The organism is Cupriavidus sp. KK10, assembly GCF_018223725.1.
GTDB lineage: Bacteria > Pseudomonadota > Gammaproteobacteria > Burkholderiales > Burkholderiaceae > Cupriavidus > Cupriavidus necator.
The window spans coordinates 1,905,194-1,921,401 of record NZ_CP073677.1; the positions used below are offsets into that span (position 1 = coordinate 1,905,194).

A 16,208-nucleotide genomic window follows, 5' to 3' on the forward strand; every position below is an offset into this window, starting at 1 on the left:
CTCAGAACGTCTTCGTCAGCGAAGCCCAGGCCGCAGCCTTGCCCAGATAGCGGCCCCGGTTGGCACTGGTGTAGGCCGATTCCTTGGCGTTGGTGTCCACGTAGGCCACCGCCAGCGCAAAGCCCTTGCCCAGGTCCTTGGTCAGTCCGATCTTCCAGTCGGTGTACGAGGCGTCGCTGAAGTGCGTCACGCCCTGGTAGCCCACGTGCGCGTTCAGGGTCAGGTGCCAGAAGTTCAGCGGCACGTTGGCCGTCAGGTCGACGTAGTAGCTGTTCTTGCTGTCGTTGAAGCCGAACAGGTTGGTCACGGCATGCGAGTACTTCAGGAATACCGGGCCCCAGCCGATACCGGCATACAGTTCCGTGGTGTAGGGACGCGGGTTGTTGTAGCCGCCCGGGTAGTAGTACTGGAGCACGCCCACGTCATAGTTGAATTCGGTGCCGGCAACCTTGAAGGTGTTCTTGAAGCCGCCGTAGAAATCCATTTCGACCGGCGCCGACACCGCCGGGTTGGCATCCTCGAGCCAGCTGATGCTGGAGTTCCAGTTGCCCACGTAGAAGCCGCTTTCGTGCGCATAGTCAAAGCCCCCCTGGATCGCGGGCCGCAGGTTGGTCTGGCTGATGCCGCGGTAACGGTAGTCCGAGACCAGCGACACGTTGGCAGTGAACGTATGCGGCGATGCCGGCCCGGCTGCGGCAGTGGCCGGAGCCGCTGCAGGCGCCTCGGCGTCAGGCTGGGATTGCGCCATGGCCGGCATGGCAGCGAAGATGAGGATGGAAGATGCGGAACAGGCGAGCAGCGCGGCCGCGGTATGGCGCAGGTCAGTCATTGTTGTTGTGACGAAAGTTGAAGGAATCCCCGTTGCAGGGAGCCTCGCCACGATATGGCCTGACGCGTAAAAACGGTATCAAAAGCCGCAGCGCCCGCGTACAAATCCAATCAATGCGCTTGGTTTTCAGCGTTATCCGGCAAAGCGGTAGCCCAGCCCGATTTCCGTCAGCAGGTAAGCGGGCCGCGCCGGGTCTGCTTCGAGCTTGTGCCGCAGATGTCCCATATAGACGCGCAGGTACTGGCTGCTTTCGGCCTGAGAGGGGCCCCACACCTCCCGCAGCAATTCCCGGTGCGTCATCACCTTGCCGCGGTGCGCGATCAGGACCGCCAGGAGACGATACTCGATCGGCGTCAGATGCACGGCCTGTCCCGAGCGGGTGACGACGCGGCTGGCCAGGTCAACCTGCACGTCGCCGAACAGGATCTGGTGGGAGCCCTGGGCGTTGGCCCTGGCATGCCGGCGCAGCAGCACGCGCAGGCGCGCGACCAGTTCGCCGACGCCAAAGGGCTTGGTCAGGTAGTCATCCGCGCCGGCATCCAGCGCACCGATCTTGTCGGCCTCTCCACTGCGTGCCGACAGGACCAGCACCGGTACGTCAGTCCACGTACGGATCTCGCTGATCAATTGCACCCCGTCTCCGTCCGGCAAGCCCAGGTCGAGAATGACGAGGTCCGGTTGCCGGGTGCCCGCCTCGATCAGTCCGCGCTTGAGCGATTCTGCCTCGTGCACCATGCAGCCTTCGGACTCCAGCGTCGAGCGGACAAAGCGCCGGATATGCGGCTCATCCTCAACCAGCAAGACTGTCGGGGAAAAATCAAATGGCATCAGTCTGCTCCGGCTCCACCGCTGGCGGATTTCCACGCGGCAACGCTACCAGGAAGCGCGCGCCTGCCTGGCCGCCGGGCCGGTCTGGCCGTTGCGCGGGTTCCACCCAGATGCGCCCCCCATGGGCTTGCACGATTGCCTCGCATACGGCGAGGCCCAGGCCGACGCCCGCGGTCGCGGATTCGCGCTCACCGCGCGTGAATTTCTCGAAGATCTGCCGTTCCTTGCCCTTGGGCACGCCCGGGCCATCATCCTCTACCGCAATTCTGATCTCGCCGTCGACAGCCGCGGCCGAAAGCCGGATCTCTGTGCCGGCAGGCGTGTATTTGGCGGCATTTTCCAGCAGGTTGCACAGCACGCGCTCGATCAGCACGGCGTCGCATTCGACCAGGGGTACCCTGGACAAGTCGGCGACAACCACGCGGTGGTGCTCGAGCGCCTCGCGCATGGCAGCCAGGCTGGCGCCAACGAGTTCCTCCACCGATTGCCATTCCTTGCTCATCCGGACTTCCCGGCCCTGAAGCTTGGCCATGTCCAGCAGATTCACCACCATGGTCCGCATGCGTTTGGCCTGTTCCAGCATGGCGGCCACGGTCTCGGCCAGTGACGGCGCCAGCCCGAGATCGCTACGCTGCATGGTTTCCGCCATGCCGATCAGGCTTGTCAGCGGGGTTCGCAGGTCATGGGAGACAGCGGCCAGCAATGAGCTGCGCAGGCGCTCTGACTCCATCGACAGCAAGGCCTGCTGCGCCACTTCGACGTAATGCAAGCGCTCGATGGCGATCGCGATCAGCGTGCAGAACACATCGACCTGGCGCCGTAGCGCAGGTTGCGCAAAGGCGCGCGACACCGCAGGCTCGACCGCCAGCACGCCACGGGTTTGCATCGGCGCCTTCAATGGCAGATACAGCACGGTGCTGCCTGGCAAGGTATGCGTGCCGGTGCCGGCCGGCTGGCCGTGATCGAATACCCACTCTGCCAGTACACGGTCGATCGAGTCGGTTCGCGCCCCGGTGTCATGCTGCTCGACATCAGACACGGGCGGCAGCAAGCGGCCCTCCGGGGAAACCAGGAAGAAGGCTGAATTGGCATCGAAGGCAGCACGCAGGAAACGGCTGGCGATCGAAATAATCTGGTCCGGCATCAGCGCCGCGGAGAGTTCCCGGGCCAGTTCGTACAGCGTGCGAGCATCGTTCTCGCGCTGCACCGCCACCTGCGCCTGTTCGCGCAAACCGGCCGTCAGTTGCCCGATGACCAGCCCCACGGATAGCAGCACCAGGAACGTGAGCAAATACTGCACATCGCTGACGGCGAACGACAGCCGCGGCGGTACGAAGAAGAAGTCGAAAGCGGCAACGGCCAACACCGAAGCCAGCGCCGCCGGTCCGCGGCCATGACGAAGCGCGACGCCGACCACCGCCGCCAGAAACAGCATGGCAATGTTGACGACGTCGAACCATGGAAACGCCAGGGCCGACAGCGCCGTGGCACCGGCACACCATACCACTGCCCACAAATGGTCTCTGCGCGTGGCCCCGTCGCCTGGCGCGGGGGCGTCTGGCTCCTCAGTGCCATGGCGCGGGCGAAGATCGACCCGCGTCGTGTCTGCCGCCACGCGGATGATGTCGATTTCCGGACACCCGATCGCCAGCGCATCGGCAAAACTGCGGCGGCCGAACAGCCACGCCGGCGAGTTCACAAATGGCGTCAAGGCCAGGCCGAGAAGGGCGCGGGCCCGTTCAGCAAGGGAGGCGCCCCCGCGGCGCCAGTCTGCCGGCGCCCGGCCGATGACTACCTTGGTCAGGTTGTGGCGGCGCACGTACCCCACGATTGCCTGGACCATGTCGTTGCCCGCCAGGGTCTCAGTGCGTGCGCCCAACTCCTCTGCGAGACGCATGGCCGTCTGCAGGCGCGTCTTTGCGAAATCGGATGGGGGTGCCAGCCTGGGTGTGGCGATGGTCACCACATGCCAGTCGCAGTCGAGCTGGCCGGCAAGCCGGCGCGCACTTCTGACGACCTGCTCGGCATCGTCACCACTGCCAATGCAAGCCAGCACGGCCTCCCGGGTCCGCCACACGCCTTGCACGGCTTCGGACTGACGCCATGCCCGGACATCGGAGTCCACACGGTCGGCGGTCCGGCGCAGCGCCAGCTCGCGCAGGGCGATCAGGTTGCCTTTCCGAAAAAAATTGCGAGCCGCATGTCGCGCCTGCTCCGGCAGATAGACCTTGCCTTCCTTCAACCGGCGCAGCAGCTCGTCGGCCGGCAGGTCCACCAGCACGACTTCGTCGGCGCTGTCGAAGACAACGTCCGGCACGGTTTCCCAGACGCGGATGCCGGTGATGCCGCCCACCGCCTCGTTCAGGCTGTCCAGATGCTGCACATTGACCGTGGTCCAGACGTCGATCCCGGCGGCCTGCAGTTCCTGGATATCCTGCCACCGCTTGGGATGGCGGCTGCCCGGTGCGTTGGAATGGGCCAGTTCGTCAACCAGGATCAGGGCCGGTCGCCGGACCAGCGCCGCGTCCAGGTCGAACTCCTGCAGAACCCGCTCGCGGTACGGCACGTCCTTCATTGGCAAGCGCTCGATACCGGCGATCAGCGCTTCGGTCTCCGCGCGGCCGTGGGTCTCCACGATGCCGATGACGACATCGGTGCCCTGCGCGGACGCCGCCCGCGCTGCGGTGAGCATGGCGAAGGTCTTGCCGACCCCGGCGGAAGCGCCAAAGTAGACCCTGAGCTTGCCGCGCGAGGCGCGAGCGCCTTCCTCCTGCACCATCTGGAGCAGGGCATCGGGGTCGGGGCGCGCGCCGGCTTCGCGTAGTTCGACATCAGGCATCGGTCGGCTCACCCTCTATCCTGGCATTGGCTAACCAGTTCTGCTTCGCATCCGCGTCCCGGCACTGGGTTACTTCCGTGCAATGGCATCCAATCCAAGGTTCAACTTCAGGACGTTGATTCCCGGGTCGCCCAGGACCGACATTAGCGGCGTTTCCGTATTCGCCGCAATCAATTGCTTCACCTGCTCGATCGGAAACCCCCTGACGCGCGCGACGCGCGCCGCCTGGTACGCTGCGGCCGCAGGGCTGATGTGCGGGTCGAGCCCGCTGCCGGATGCCGTGACCAGGTCCACCGGCACGGGGGCCTGGTTGTCCGGATCGGCGGCGTGCAGCGCGTCGATGCGCGCGCGTGCGGCGTCGGTCAGCGCCGGATTGGTGGGGCCCAGGTTGGATCCCACCGAAGCCGCGGCGTTATACGACATTGGCGCCGTGGCCGACAGGCGGCCCCAGAAGTACTTCGGGTCGGAGAACGGCTGGCCGATCAGTTCCGAGCCAACTGTCTTGCCATCCTTCTCAATGAGCGAGCCGCCGGCCTGATGCGGGAACACAGCTTTTGAGATTGCCGTGATCACGCCGGGATACAGCAGCCCGGTCACCAGCGAAAGACCAACGAACACCACCATCATTGGCCGCAACAAGCCACCTTGCACGGGGGCCGGCGACGGCTGGCGGGACTGCACTTGCGTATTCATGAATGCTCCGATTCGTAGGAGAAAATCAGACCCAGCCAAAGAGGGCCAGGATCATGTCGATCAGTTTGATGCCAACAAACGGGACCAGGATGCCGCCCAGACCGTAGACCAGCAGGTTGCGGCGCAGCAGCACCGCCGCGCCCAGCGGCCGGTAGACCACGCCCTTGAGTGCAAGCGGGATCAGCACGACGATGATGAGCGCGTTGAAGATCACTGCCGACATGATGGCCGACGCCGGCGTGGCGAGCCCCATCACATTGAGCAGGTTGAGCTGCGGATAGGTGGTGGCAAACGCCGCCGGGATGATCGCGAAGTACTTGGCGATGTCGTTGGCCACGCTGAAGGTCGTCAGCGAGCCGCGCGTCATCAGCATCTGCTTGCCGATCTCGACGATCTCGATCAGCTTGGTCGGGTTGCTGTCCAGGTCCACCATGTTGCCGGCTTCCTTGGCCGCCTGCGTGCCGCTGTTCATCGCCACGGCCACGTCGGCCTGGGCGAGTGCCGGGGCGTCGTTGGTGCCGTCGCCGGTCATCGCGACCAGCCGGCCATCGGCCTGGTACTGGCGGATCAGCTTGAGCTTGGCTTCCGGCGTGGCTTCGGCCAGGAAGTCGTCAACGCCGGCTTCCGCCGCAATCGAAGCCGCAGTCAGCCGGTTGTCGCCGGTGATCATCACGGTCTTGATGCCCATCTTGCGCAGTTCGCCGAAGCGATCGCGAATGCCGGTCTTGACAATGTCTTTCAGTTCGATCACGCCAAGAACGCGCACCGAATCGCCGTTGGCGTCGGCTACCACCAGCGGCGTGCTGCCGACGCGGGCGACCTCATCCACGGCTTGCAAGACCGCATCGGGGAACTTGCCGGCGCGTTCCGTGACGTAGCGGCGCACGGCATCGGCCGCACCCTTGCGCACGTGACGCTCGCCGCCGCCATCGCTCAGGTCAACACCGCTCATGCGGGTCTGGGCGCTGAACGGCACGAATTCCGGCTTCTGGCTTGCCATCACCGGCGCCGTCAGCCCCGGCAGATGGCGTGCCAGCGTGATAATGCTGCGGCCTTCCGGCGTCTCGTCGGCCAGCGACGACAGCCATGCCGCTTCCGCGAGTTGCAGCTGCGACACGCCCGGGGCCGGGATGAAGCGCGATGCCTGGCGGTTGCCGTGGGTAATGGTGCCGGTCTTGTCGAGCAGCAGCACGTCCACGTCACCGGCGGCTTCGACAGCACGGCCCGAGGTGGCAATCACGTTGGCTTCCATCATGCGGCTCATGCCCGCCACGCCAATGGCTGACAGCAGCCCGCCGATCGTGGTGGGAATCAGGCAAACCAGCAGGGCCACCAGTACCGTGATCGTGACCGGCACGCCAGCCTTCGTCACCAGGACGCTGTAGAGCGAGAACGGCTGCAGCGTGGCCGTGGCCAGCAACAGCACGATGGTCAGCCCGACCAGCAGGATCGTCAGGGCAAGTTCGTTCGGTGTCTTTTGCCGCTTGGCGCCTTCAACCATCGTGATCATGCGGTCGATGAAACTCTCGCCCGGGTTGGTTGTGATGCGGGCCACGATCCAGTCGGACAGCACGCGCGTACCGCCGGTCACCGACGAGAAGTCGCCGCCCGACTCGCGGATCACCGGCGCTGATTCGCCGGTGATGGCGCTTTCGTCGACCGAGGCCACGCCGTCGATCACTTCGCCGTCGCCGGGGATCATCTCGCCGGCCTGCACCAGCACCACGTCACCGCGGCGCAGCGCCGTCGCGGGGCGCGCTTCGGTGGCACCTCCACGCTTGCCGTCCTTCAGCACACGTGCGGTGACCGTGGTCTTCAGACCGCGCAGCGCCTCCGCCTGTTGCTTGCTCCGGCCTTCGGCAAGTGCCTCGGCGAAGTTCGCGAACAGCACCGTGAACCACAGCCACACCGACACCGCCAGAATGAAGCCCGCGGATTCTCCACCCGGGGTTGCTGCCGGCGCGGCCATTGCCTTCAGGAAAAGGATAGTGGTCAGGATGCTGCCCACGTAGACCACGAACATCACCGGGTTGCGCAGCTGGTCGCGCGGCGACAACTTCCTGAAGGCCGCGACCAGCGCGGGCTTCACCAGCTCCGGCGCGAACATGCTGCGCGCCGGCGGGCGATGATGGTGGGAACCGTGTTGCCGGTCGGACACCGGCGCGCTCTTCGCCTGAAGCGTGTTGGAGGATGACGCTTCAGCTGTGTTGGCGCCGCGCTTGGCCACTTGGGCCATCGAATCTTGTTGCATGGTTTCTCCGCAATCCGCTAGAGCCATCCGGCACCTGCATCTGTGAGGCAGTGCAGGGGCCGGACGTGTAGGAATGCCCGATATTTCGTCGTCAGTCGTCGCTTTACTTCGCCGCGGTTGCCGTCACCGCGCCCTGGAGCTGCTCGGCGACCGGCCCCAGCGCCAGCGCCGGGACATAGGTCAGCGCCCCGACCAGCAGCACCGTGCCCACTAACAGGACGACAAACAGCGGGCCATGCGTCGGCATCGTGCCGCCGGTCACCGGCACGCGTTTCTTGGCTGCCAGCGAGCCCGCCAGCGCAAGGACCGGGATGATGATCCAGAACCGGCCAAACCACATGGCCGCCGCCAGCAGCGTGTTGTAGAACGGCGTGTTGGCAGACAAGCCCGCAAAGGCGCTGCCATTGTTGTTGGCCGCCGACGAGAGCGCGTACAGGATCTCCGAGAAGCCGTGCGTGCCGGGATTGAACACCCCGGCGCGTCCCACCTCGGTCATCACCGCCACGGACGTGCCGAGCAGCACCAGCAGTGGCGTGACCAGGATCGCCACGGCCGTCATCTTCATTTCGTAGACTTCGATCTTCTTGCCGAGGTACTCCGGCGTGCGCCCAATCATCAGTCCGGCGATGAACACCGCGAGCACGGCGTAGACCAGCATGCCGTACAGCCCCGAGCCGACGCCGCCGAACACCACCTCGCCCAGCTGCATCAGCAGCATCGGCACCAGGCCACCGATGGCGGTGAAGGAGTCATGCATGGCATTGACCGCGCCGCACGACGCCGCGGTCGTGATGGTGGCGAACAGTGCCGAAGCGGCGATTCCGAAGCGCGTTTCCTTGCCTTCCATATTGCCGCCGGCCTGCAACAGCGACGCGGCGTGATCCACGGGCAATCCGGCCAGGGCCGGGCTGGCCATCTGCTCGGACATCGCCGCCACGCAGGCCAACGCGACAAAGATGACCGTCATGGAGGCCAGCACCGCGACACCCTGTCGCCTGTCCCCGACCATTTCGCCAAAGGTGAAGCACAGCGCCGCCGGTATCAGGAAGATCGCCAGCATCTCTAGGAGGTTGGCCAGGGCATTCGGGTTCTCGAACGGATGCGCCGAGTTGGCATTGAAGAAGCCGCCGCCGTTGGTGCCCAGCATTTTGATGGCTTCCTGCGAGGCAACCGGTCCCATCGCCAGCGTCTGCTTGTCGGTCTTCAGGTCTTCCGTCGCCGGCTTGCCTTGTGCATCGAGCACCGGTTGCCCGGCCGCATCGACCTTCGGCTGGCTGTACTCAACCGGCGTGACGAGGCTGACTTCCTTGTAGGCATCGAAGTTCTGGATCACACCCTGGCTGACCAGCGCCAGCGCGATCACGGTCGCGATCGGCGCCAGCACGTACAACGTGACCCGCGTCATGTCGACCCAGAAATTGCCAATGGTGGCGGCGCTCTGGCGCGCAAATCCGCGCATCAGCGCGAACACCACCGCGATGCCGGTCGCCGCGGACAGGAAGTTCTGCACGGTGAGCGCGAGCATCTGCGTCAGATAGCCCATGGTCGACTCGCCGGCATAGCCTTGCCAGTTGGTGTTGGCGACAAAGCTGATCGCCGTGTTGAAGGCTGAGTCCGGCGCAACCGCACCAAAGCCCTGCGGATTGAGCGGAAGCATGCCCTGCAGGCGCTGCAGCGCATAGACTGCCACCACGCCAAGCAGGTTGAACGCCAGCACCGCGACGGCGTACTGCTTCCATCCCATCCCGGTATCGGCACGCACGCCGCCCAGGCGATACAGCAGCCGTTCCAGCGGTCGGCCCCAGACGGTCAGCGAATAGTCGCCGTCTTCCACAGCGCGCCGGATATAGCGTCCGAGAAAAGGGGCGCACGCCAGGAGGATGGCGAGATAGAGGACCAGCAGGCCCAAGAATTGGGAGGACATCAGAATTTCTCCGGCCGGAACAACGCAATGAGGAGGTAAACAAAAATGGCAATGGCCAGCACGCCGCTCAACAGATCCGTCCAGCCCATCACAGCCTCCTGTCCGACGCGCTGTTCTTTGCCAGCATCTGGTCATGCGGGCTGCCGGGCTCGCTGCCTGCCGGAGATTTCGGCGCAAGCACGGCGCAAAGCCCCAGCAGGGCCGCGCTCAGCACGGCGAAGCCAATCAATACGATCAAAAAGATCCCGTCCATAACAAAGCACCCTTGAATGGTTTCGGCTTGCAGATTAGCGACGGGGTCGTAAAAACAGGGTAGAAAGGTGGCCGGTGCGTATAAAGAACGCATAAAGATTCCGGCGATCAGCATGCGCACGCGAACCAAGGAGCACTTTTTCTGGCCGCTGGCGATCGTGATGGGTGCTGCTGGTGGCTGAGGTGCTGCGCCGGCGCGACGCTTCTCTATCGAATCTTTACGCGATGGCGCCGGCTCAGCATGTTAATCGAGAGGCTTGACCCGCCTGAACGCACCAAGGAGTGCGAGGTCGTAGGCAATCTTGAGCACGCCGCAGGCGACCAGCGGCGTCCCGACCCAGCCCATGGCCAGCAGCGCGCCCGCCAGGGTCGGGCCGAATGCGGCAGCCAGGCTCCTGGGCACGGCGGTCAGGCTTGCCGCCGCCGGCCGCTCGGGCGGCGTCACCACGGCCATGACATAGGCGGTCCGGGTCGGTACATCCATCTGCGACAGCGCGCTGCGTACGAGCAACAGCGCCAGCGTCGCCGGCAGGGAGGGGGCGAACGCGGCCGCGATCAGGCAGAGGCTGGATGGGATATGGGTGAACACCATCGTATTCAGCAAACCGAACCTGCGAGCCAGCGGCGCAGCCACGAGTTGGGAGCCGGCGCTTAGCAGCCCGGCCCAGAAGAAGAATTGCCCGGCGGCACCAATGGAAAGGCTGAAGCGCTGCATCAACCAGAGCGCTAGCAGAGAGTTCACCACCAGGCCGCCGGCAAATGCGTCGACGCTGAAGAGCAGGGCAAGGCGGGTAACGATCCGGCGAGACGGTCCCAGCGGGACTCTCGTCGTTGCCAGGTGCGCTGGCGGCTCCGGCATGCGGGCATAGAGGATCCAGAGTGCGGCACCGGTCAGGGCATAGACAATGAACATGGCGCGCAGCGCGCTGAGGACAGGAACCCCAAGCTGCGCCGCGAGCCAGTCCGGCAGCGCCGCCGCCAGCGCGCCAATGGCGGCGCAGAGGGCCCCGGTCAGGCTGTAGCGGGCGAACAGCGCAGTGCGGGCATCGGGGGAGGCCGAATCGGCAAGACCGGCATGCTCAAGCGGCAGGAAGACGCTGACGTCGCCGGAACTGGGGTTGAGCGTGCCTACGAATGCGACCAGCAACAGCGGCCAGAGAGAGGACAGCCCGGCGAAGCCTATGCCCGTCGCGGCCATCAGCGCGGCCGCCGACACCAGCAGCCTGCGCTGCGGATAGCGATGGCCGATGACGCCCACCAGGACCGTCGCCAGTGCCGAGCCGATCAGGGTGGCGCTGCTGACCAGTCCCACTGCCAGTTGCGCGAAACCGAGGGCCAGCAGGTACGCCGGCAACAGCACGGCGATAAAGCCGTCACAGAACCCGCGCAGCGCGCGCCCGACGAGAAGCGGCAAAGCGCCGGGATGAACGCGTGCGGGCAGGACCAGGCGTGCAAGCCAGCCTCTGCTGACAGTCATGGCCGGGTCTTCACGTGTGCGCATCGCAATGGCGTCCGTATCCCGGTCTTCTCATTGAGCCAGGGGAAGTCCGTGACGACCACGCCGTAAAAAAACAGCATGCGCCGGACTCGAAGGCACCGGCTTTGGCAAGGCACACGGCAAGGGCAGGCATGGCGGCATGTTAGATGCCCGTACGCTGCGCTTCAATAGCGTAGAGATCGCTACAGGTGGGGGAGGAACCAGGGGCACGCCTGAAGTATCATCCTGGCTGACAAGCAAGTTTCAAACGATCGCCTATCAGTCACATGGACAGCCCCTCCGGAATCGAAGCGCCTCCCGCCAGGCAACGCCGCAAGCAAAGCGACCGCAGGGAAGAAGCGGAACGCCGCATTCTCCAGAGCGCCATGGAACTGGTGAGCGAGAAAGGCGTGACGGGGACGACCCTGGGCGAGGTCGGCGAACGGGCGGGTTACAGCCGGGGCCTGCCGGCCCACCACTATGGCAACAAGGAAGGCCTGTTGACGGCGCTGGTGGGACGGATCGGAAGGAATTTCCGTGCGGCGCGAAACGCCGCAGGTCCGTGGCGGCCGGGCCTCGATGCCATTCTCGGCGTGGTCGGGCTCTACATCGACCGGGCCGCGAGCCACGACTGCGCCACCCGCGCGCTGTACATCATGTTCACCGAAGCCTTTGTCTCGGGCGGGGCGCTCGCTGTCGCGCTGGATCAGTTCAACTGCGCGTCGCTGGCGTACTTCGAGGGGCATCTGCGCATCGGCATCCGCAAGCAGGAGATCCGGGCCGATGTCGACCCCGTGGCGGAGTCCATCGTCATACTTGGCGCGCTGCGCGGCATCTCGGCGCAGTTCCTGCTGGGATCGCCGCATGCCAATCCCGCCCAGGTGCGGGATGCCCTGGTGGGCACGATGGCGCGCGCGCTGCGTCCTGACCCGACGGCATGACGCAGCGCTGCAGCGTGCTTCAGGGGCGCGCCAGCACGTGCGCGTAGCAGACGGCGCCCAGGCCGACCATGTGGGCCAGCCCGTAACGGGCAGAAGCTTGCTGCCGGTCGCCGGCCTCGTGCCGCAGTTGCCGCACGATCTCGCCTACTTGCCCGATCCCGGTGGGCCCGATCGGGTGGCCCATGGCGATCAGCCCGCCGGACGGGCTCACGGCGCAACGGCCGCCAATGTCGAACGCACCTTCCTTGAGTAGCGGCATGGCATGGCCTTCATCGCACACGCCAATCGCTTCCAGGTACTCCAGTTCCTCTACCGTAAAAGCGTCGTGCAGTTCGACCACATCGAGCTGCCGTGGCGAAACGCCGGCATCGGCCAGGGCCCGGTGCACCGTTTCCTGCGTCAGCAGCGTGTCATAGCGCGCAGGATCGTCGTACACGCGCTGGCTTCCCGCGGCCGAGGCCAGCACCCGGATGGCCCGGCCCGGATCCACGCCGTAGCGTCTGAGTGCCGCTTCCGAAGCCACGATGACGGCGGCCGAACCTTCTCCGACCGGCGTGCACTGCAGCGCGGTAAAGCTGCCGGCAATGGGCTTGCCCGCCAGGATCTCATCCAGCGTGCGTGCTTTCTGCCGCTGTGCGAACGGATTGCTGGCGCCGTTGCGGTGATTCTTCACCGCCACCAGGGCAATGTCCTCGACCGCCACGCGGTTGCGGTGCGCGTAGGCATCGGCCAGCAGCGCAAAATGCGTGAATGGCACGATGGCGTCGTCGGCCAGGCTGGCAATGCCAGTCTGGTGTTCCGCGCGTTCGGGGCGCCCCTGCGTGCGCGGCTTGTCGACGCCAAGCGCGAGGGACATGTCAGTGAGACCCGTCGCCACTTCCAGGCAGGCCTGGCGAAATGCCGCCGAACCGGAGGCAGAGGCGTTCTCGATATGGACGATGGGGATGCCGGTGGCGCCGAGGTGCCGCAGCATGGGCCGGCCGGCGGCCATCGGCAGCAAGGCCGTGGCGACATAGGCGGACTGGACGCCTTCCCACGGTACGCCGGCATCGGCCAGCGCGGCGCGGGCGGCGGTGAGCCCGAGTTGAACGTAAGGTGTTTCGCTCAGCGGCTGGTAGCGATGAAAGCCGATGCCGATGACATAGACCGGGCGAAGGGTGGTGAGTGCAACGCTCATGGGATCCGTTCCTCCGGTTCAGGCGACGCGAACAAAGCGAAGATCCAGCGCGCGCGCTTGCGTGCTGCCTTCCTGCTGCCCGTCCAACACCTCGGCGAGCACTGCGACGACGGCATCGCCCGGCACCAGCCTCGTTCCCCCAGTCCCCTGGCCAGCTTCGCTCCCGAGCGCAAGCGTGCGCACCAGGGGGCCGTCTTCCAGCCTCACCGCGGTGACCGTGAAAGGCGCCTGCCGCGCTGGCGAGGCGTGGAGATGCACCACCGCGCTGGATTCCACCCGACCGCGTCCGCTCAGGGCCACGGGCGTCAGCGCGTCGCCGGTGGCGCCGCAGCGCTCGCAGCCATAGCTTTGCCACGGGTAAAAGACATGGCCGCAGCGGCATGTTCCGCCGAGCAGGGCGGGGTGTTCCGGCAGCGCCGGCGTGCCCTGCGCGCGGTAGAGCGCAGGTTTCAGTAAGGGCAGGGTCATGGCGAATGCGCCACTCGGGGTGGCGCGAGTAGTTGGATAACCCTGCCCAGTTTAGTGAGCGCCCTTCGCGGCGGAATCCGGGAATACACTTACTTGCTGATGAACAAGCAAATACATATTCTTGTCCGACAACAAGCAAGTTGTGGTTCGGGCAGCAGCAACAACCCCGCCCGACATCGCCGAGGTAAGGAGACATGGACCAAGCAATGCTGATTGGAATCGAACGATGGGCGGCGGAAAAACCCGACGATGTCGCCCTGGTCGAAGGAGAGCGCAGCCTGACCTGGGCGGCGTTTAACGAGGTAGCCAACCGCGTCGCGCATGGATTGCGGGAACGCGGGGTCGGTGCCGGCGACATCGTCGTGCTGCGCACCCAGGTGCGGCTCGAATGGGCCATCGTTGCCGGTGCGCTAGCCAAGCTGGGCAGCACGATGCTCGGGCTGAACTGGCGGCTGACACCGGAAGAATGCCGCCACGTGCTGGCTGACAGCAGGGCAACGGTGTTCCTTTGCGACGATGCCGATCCGTCCGCGTTGAAGCCCGTGCTGGATGCGTTGCCCATCAAGCTTGCCATCTCGATCGACGCGCCCGCCGACGGATTCCTGCCATACAGCGTCTTGCTCGAAAGTAGCGATGTACCACTCCATGCGCAGGCCGAGCCCCCGCTGATCATCTACACCTCAGGCACCACCGGGCTGCCCAAGGGGGTGACGATGCATCGCGGCACCGATCCCCAGACGATGCGCGAGTACCGCGAGTCCGTGGAGGCCTACCGCGGCGGCGCCGGCGAGAGCGTCAGCCTGATCAACATGCCGGCCCACCACGGTTCCGGCCCGTCCCAGTTCTGGGCGTGCGTGCGTCGTGGCGGCAAGACCGTACTGCAGCGGCGCTTCCTGCCGGAAGAGACGCTGCAACTGATTGCCCGCCACAAGGTCACTACCTGGACCGGCGTGCCCACCATGTACAAGCGCCTGGCGGCGCTGCCTGCCGAAGTGCTGGCCCGCTACGATGTCTCGTCGATCCGTGGCCTCAGCATCGGGGCCGCTCCCGTGCCCTACGGGCTGAAGGAATGGATTCTCGGCTACTTCGGCGCCGATACCCTGCAGGAAGGCTACGGCGCCAGCGAGGTCGGCATGATTTCCCGGCTGCCGCCAGAGATGCAGCGCATCAAGCCGGGTTCCAGCGGCAAGCCGCACCGGCATGTCATCGTGCAGGTCCGGGACGCGCAAGGACATTGCCTGCCGGCAGGCCAGCGCGGCGAACTGTGGATCCGCACGCCGGTGACCATCCGCAACTACCTGAATGCGCCGCCGCTCGGCCCCGACACGGTTGACGCCGAGGGCTTCTTCCGCGTCGGCGATGTCGGCTATCTCGATGAGGACGGGTACATCTTCATCACCGACCGCGCCAAGGACATGATCATTTCCGGCGGCGTGAACATCTATCCGGCCGAGATCGAGGCGGCGCTGCTGAGGCATCCCTCCATCCTGGACGCCGCGGTGATCGGGATCCCCGACGACGAGTTCGGCGAGCAGGTGCTTGCCTTCTGCGAACTCAAGCCCGGCCATCGCGTCGGCGAGCATGAGGTGCTGGCCCACTGCGCGGAGCATCTCGCTTCGTACAAGCGGCCGCGCCGTATCGAATTCATGCAGGAATTGCCGCGCAACACCATGGGCAAGCTCCTGAAGCGCGAACTGCGGGATCCCTATTGGAAAGGACAGGAGCGGCGCGTATGAACGACCTACTCAGTCTCGAAGGCAAGGTGGCGCTGGTGACAGGCGCCGGACAGGGTGTGGGCGAGCAGATCGCCCGGCACTTCGCCGGGCACGGCGCTGCCGCGGTGATCGTCAACGATTACTTTGCCGAACGCGCGCAAGCCGTCGCGCAATCGATCCGGGACGCCGGCGGCAACGCGTTTGCGGTGCAGGCGGATGTGTCCGATGCCGACAGTGTCAGGCGCATGGTTGCGCAGGCACGCGAACTTGCCGGCCCCATCGACGTGCTGGTCAACAATGCCGGCAACCATGGCGCGACGCCGTCGCCAGACGTGCGCAAGCCGTTCTGGGAGCATGGGCGAGAGGCCTGGAACAGCGCGATCGAGGTCAATTTCTACGGGGTGATCCACTGCGCCAGCGCCTGCATCCCCGACATGATCGAGCGCAAGCGCGGCCGCATTATCACCATCATCTCCGATGCCGGACGCGTGGGCGAACCGGGCCTTGAGATCTATTCCGGCGCCAAGGCAGGGGCTGCCGGCTTCATGCGCGCGATTGCCCGCACGCTCGGGCGCTATCAGGTCACGGCCAACACCGTGGCGATCGCGGCCACGGCGACTCCTGCGATCGAAAAGCGCCTGGCCGACGATCCTGACAGGCTGAAGAAGATGATGGAGAAGTACGTCATCCGCCGGCCGGGGCGCCCCGAGGACGTGGCGAACATGGTGCTCTTCCTGGCTTCGGATGCCAGTGCCTGGATCACCGGTCAGACCTATCCGGTCAACGGCGGCTTCTCCTTTGCCCAGTGAGGTGC

The 16,208-nt window shown here is 65.6% G+C and carries 14 protein-coding genes; 3 read left to right on the forward strand and 11 right to left on the reverse strand.

The window, feature by feature from the left end; all coding sequences use genetic code 11:
• Window position 1 precedes the first annotated feature (1 nt).
• From KB879_RS09230 to KB879_RS09270, 9 genes are all read right to left on the reverse strand, one after another.
• Entirely contained in the window at window positions 2-829 is an 828-nt protein-coding gene (locus tag KB879_RS09230; protein ID WP_211981052.1) for a TorF family putative porin, read from the reverse strand.
• A 132-nt stretch (window positions 830-961) separates the two neighbouring features.
• Complete coding sequence (gene kdpE / locus KB879_RS09235) at window positions 962-1,657, reverse strand: two-component system response regulator KdpE (RefSeq protein ID WP_211981062.1); 696 nt, start codon at window positions 1,655-1,657, stop codon at window positions 962-964.
• Complete coding sequence (locus tag KB879_RS09240) at window positions 1,647-4,496, reverse strand: sensor histidine kinase KdpD (RefSeq protein WP_013952531.1); 2,850 nt, start codon at window positions 4,494-4,496, stop codon at window positions 1,647-1,649. The genes kdpE and KB879_RS09240 overlap by 11 nt, the downstream gene beginning before the upstream one ends.
• A 69-nt stretch (window positions 4,497-4,565) precedes the next feature.
• Window positions 4,566-5,189 carry a potassium-transporting ATPase subunit KdpC gene (kdpC, locus tag KB879_RS09245; protein WP_211981064.1) on the reverse strand — a complete coding sequence of 208 codons (624 nt, stop codon included), beginning with the start codon at window positions 5,187-5,189 and terminating at the stop codon, window positions 4,566-4,568.
• Between the two features lie 25 nt (window positions 5,190-5,214).
• Window positions 5,215-7,440 (reverse strand): potassium-transporting ATPase subunit KdpB, encoded by a 2,226-nt coding sequence (kdpB, locus tag KB879_RS09250; RefSeq protein ID WP_211981066.1) that lies wholly within the window; start codon window positions 7,438-7,440, stop codon window positions 5,215-5,217.
• Between the two features lie 103 nt (window positions 7,441-7,543).
• A complete protein-coding gene (gene kdpA, locus KB879_RS09255) occupies window positions 7,544-9,364 on the reverse strand; it encodes a potassium-transporting ATPase subunit KdpA (RefSeq protein ID WP_013952534.1) in 1,821 nt (606 codons plus the stop codon).
• Window positions 9,364-9,453 (reverse strand): K(+)-transporting ATPase subunit F, encoded by a 90-nt coding sequence (gene kdpF, locus KB879_RS09260; RefSeq protein WP_018309472.1) that lies wholly within the window; start codon window positions 9,451-9,453, stop codon window positions 9,364-9,366. The genes kdpA and kdpF overlap by 1 nt, the downstream gene beginning before the upstream one ends.
• Window positions 9,453-9,731 (reverse strand): hypothetical protein, encoded by a 279-nt coding sequence (locus KB879_RS09265; RefSeq protein ID WP_041228582.1) that lies wholly within the window; start codon window positions 9,729-9,731, stop codon window positions 9,453-9,455. Before KB879_RS09265 ends, kdpF begins: the two co-directional genes overlap by 1 nt.
• 129 nt (window positions 9,732-9,860) lie before the next feature.
• The gene (locus KB879_RS09270) at window positions 9,861-11,093 is read right to left on the reverse strand and encodes an MFS transporter (RefSeq protein ID WP_013952535.1); all 1,233 of its coding nucleotides are present in this window, start codon (window positions 11,091-11,093) and stop codon (window positions 9,861-9,863) included.
• Between the two features lie 287 nt (window positions 11,094-11,380).
• Here KB879_RS09270 and KB879_RS09275 point away from each other — a divergent pair, with 287 nt between their 5' ends.
• Window positions 11,381-12,034, forward strand: a complete 654-nt coding sequence (locus tag KB879_RS09275; RefSeq protein ID WP_211981068.1) for a TetR/AcrR family transcriptional regulator — start codon at window positions 11,381-11,383, stop codon at window positions 12,032-12,034.
• A gap of 19 nt (window positions 12,035-12,053) precedes the next feature.
• Here KB879_RS09275 and KB879_RS09280 read toward each other — a convergent pair whose 3' ends face one another.
• Window positions 12,054-13,211 (reverse strand): thiolase family protein, encoded by a 1,158-nt coding sequence (locus KB879_RS09280; protein ID WP_153955700.1) that lies wholly within the window; start codon window positions 13,209-13,211, stop codon window positions 12,054-12,056.
• A gap of 18 nt (window positions 13,212-13,229) precedes the next feature.
• Entirely contained in the window at window positions 13,230-13,679 is a 450-nt protein-coding gene (locus tag KB879_RS09285; RefSeq protein ID WP_013952538.1) for a Zn-ribbon domain-containing OB-fold protein, read from the reverse strand.
• Window positions 13,680-13,873: 194 nt separating this feature from the next.
• Between KB879_RS09285 and KB879_RS09290 the strand changes: the two genes are divergently transcribed.
• Window positions 13,874-15,415 (forward strand): class I adenylate-forming enzyme family protein, encoded by a 1,542-nt coding sequence (locus tag KB879_RS09290; RefSeq protein WP_211981070.1) that lies wholly within the window; start codon window positions 13,874-13,876, stop codon window positions 15,413-15,415.
• Complete coding sequence (locus KB879_RS09295) at window positions 15,412-16,203, forward strand: SDR family NAD(P)-dependent oxidoreductase (protein ID WP_013952540.1); 792 nt, start codon at window positions 15,412-15,414, stop codon at window positions 16,201-16,203. Before KB879_RS09290 ends, KB879_RS09295 begins: the two co-directional genes overlap by 4 nt.
• Window positions 16,204-16,208: the final 5 nt, after the last annotated feature.

What these genes read in the sequence shown, in the direction of transcription:
- KB879_RS09285 (WP_013952538.1), bottom strand. Translation starts at nt 13,679, where the DNA reads ATGACCCTGCCCTTACTGAAACCTGCGCTCTACCGCGCGCAGGGCACG.
- KB879_RS09240 (WP_013952531.1), bottom strand. Translation starts at nt 4,496, where the DNA reads ATGCCTGATGTCGAACTACGCGAAGCCGGCGCGCGCCCCGACCCCGAT.
- kdpC (WP_211981064.1), bottom strand. Translation starts at nt 5,189, where the DNA reads ATGAATACGCAAGTGCAGTCCCGCCAGCCGTCGCCGGCCCCCGTGCAA.
- KB879_RS09280 (WP_153955700.1), bottom strand. Translation starts at nt 13,211, where the DNA reads ATGAGCGTTGCACTCACCACCCTTCGCCCGGTCTATGTCATCGGCATC.
- KB879_RS09270 (WP_013952535.1), bottom strand. Translation starts at nt 11,093, where the DNA reads ATGACTGTCAGCAGAGGCTGGCTTGCACGCCTGGTCCTGCCCGCACGC.
- kdpB (WP_211981066.1), bottom strand. Translation starts at nt 7,440, where the DNA reads ATGCAACAAGATTCGATGGCCCAAGTGGCCAAGCGCGGCGCCAACACA.
- kdpA (WP_013952534.1), bottom strand. Translation starts at nt 9,364, where the DNA reads ATGTCCTCCCAATTCTTGGGCCTGCTGGTCCTCTATCTCGCCATCCTC.
- KB879_RS09290 (WP_211981070.1), top strand. Translation starts at nt 13,874, where the DNA reads ATGGACCAAGCAATGCTGATTGGAATCGAACGATGGGCGGCGGAAAAA.
- KB879_RS09265 (WP_041228582.1), bottom strand. Translation starts at nt 9,731, where the DNA reads ATGCTGATCGCCGGAATCTTTATGCGTTCTTTATACGCACCGGCCACC.
- KB879_RS09230 (WP_211981052.1), bottom strand. Translation starts at nt 829, where the DNA reads ATGACTGACCTGCGCCATACCGCGGCCGCGCTGCTCGCCTGTTCCGCA.
- KB879_RS09275 (WP_211981068.1), top strand. Translation starts at nt 11,381, where the DNA reads ATGGACAGCCCCTCCGGAATCGAAGCGCCTCCCGCCAGGCAACGCCGC.
- kdpE (WP_211981062.1), bottom strand. Translation starts at nt 1,657, where the DNA reads ATGCCATTTGATTTTTCCCCGACAGTCTTGCTGGTTGAGGATGAGCCG.
- kdpF (WP_018309472.1), bottom strand. Translation starts at nt 9,453, where the DNA reads ATGGGCTGGACGGATCTGTTGAGCGGCGTGCTGGCCATTGCCATTTTT.
- KB879_RS09295 (WP_013952540.1), top strand. Translation starts at nt 15,412, where the DNA reads ATGAACGACCTACTCAGTCTCGAAGGCAAGGTGGCGCTGGTGACAGGC.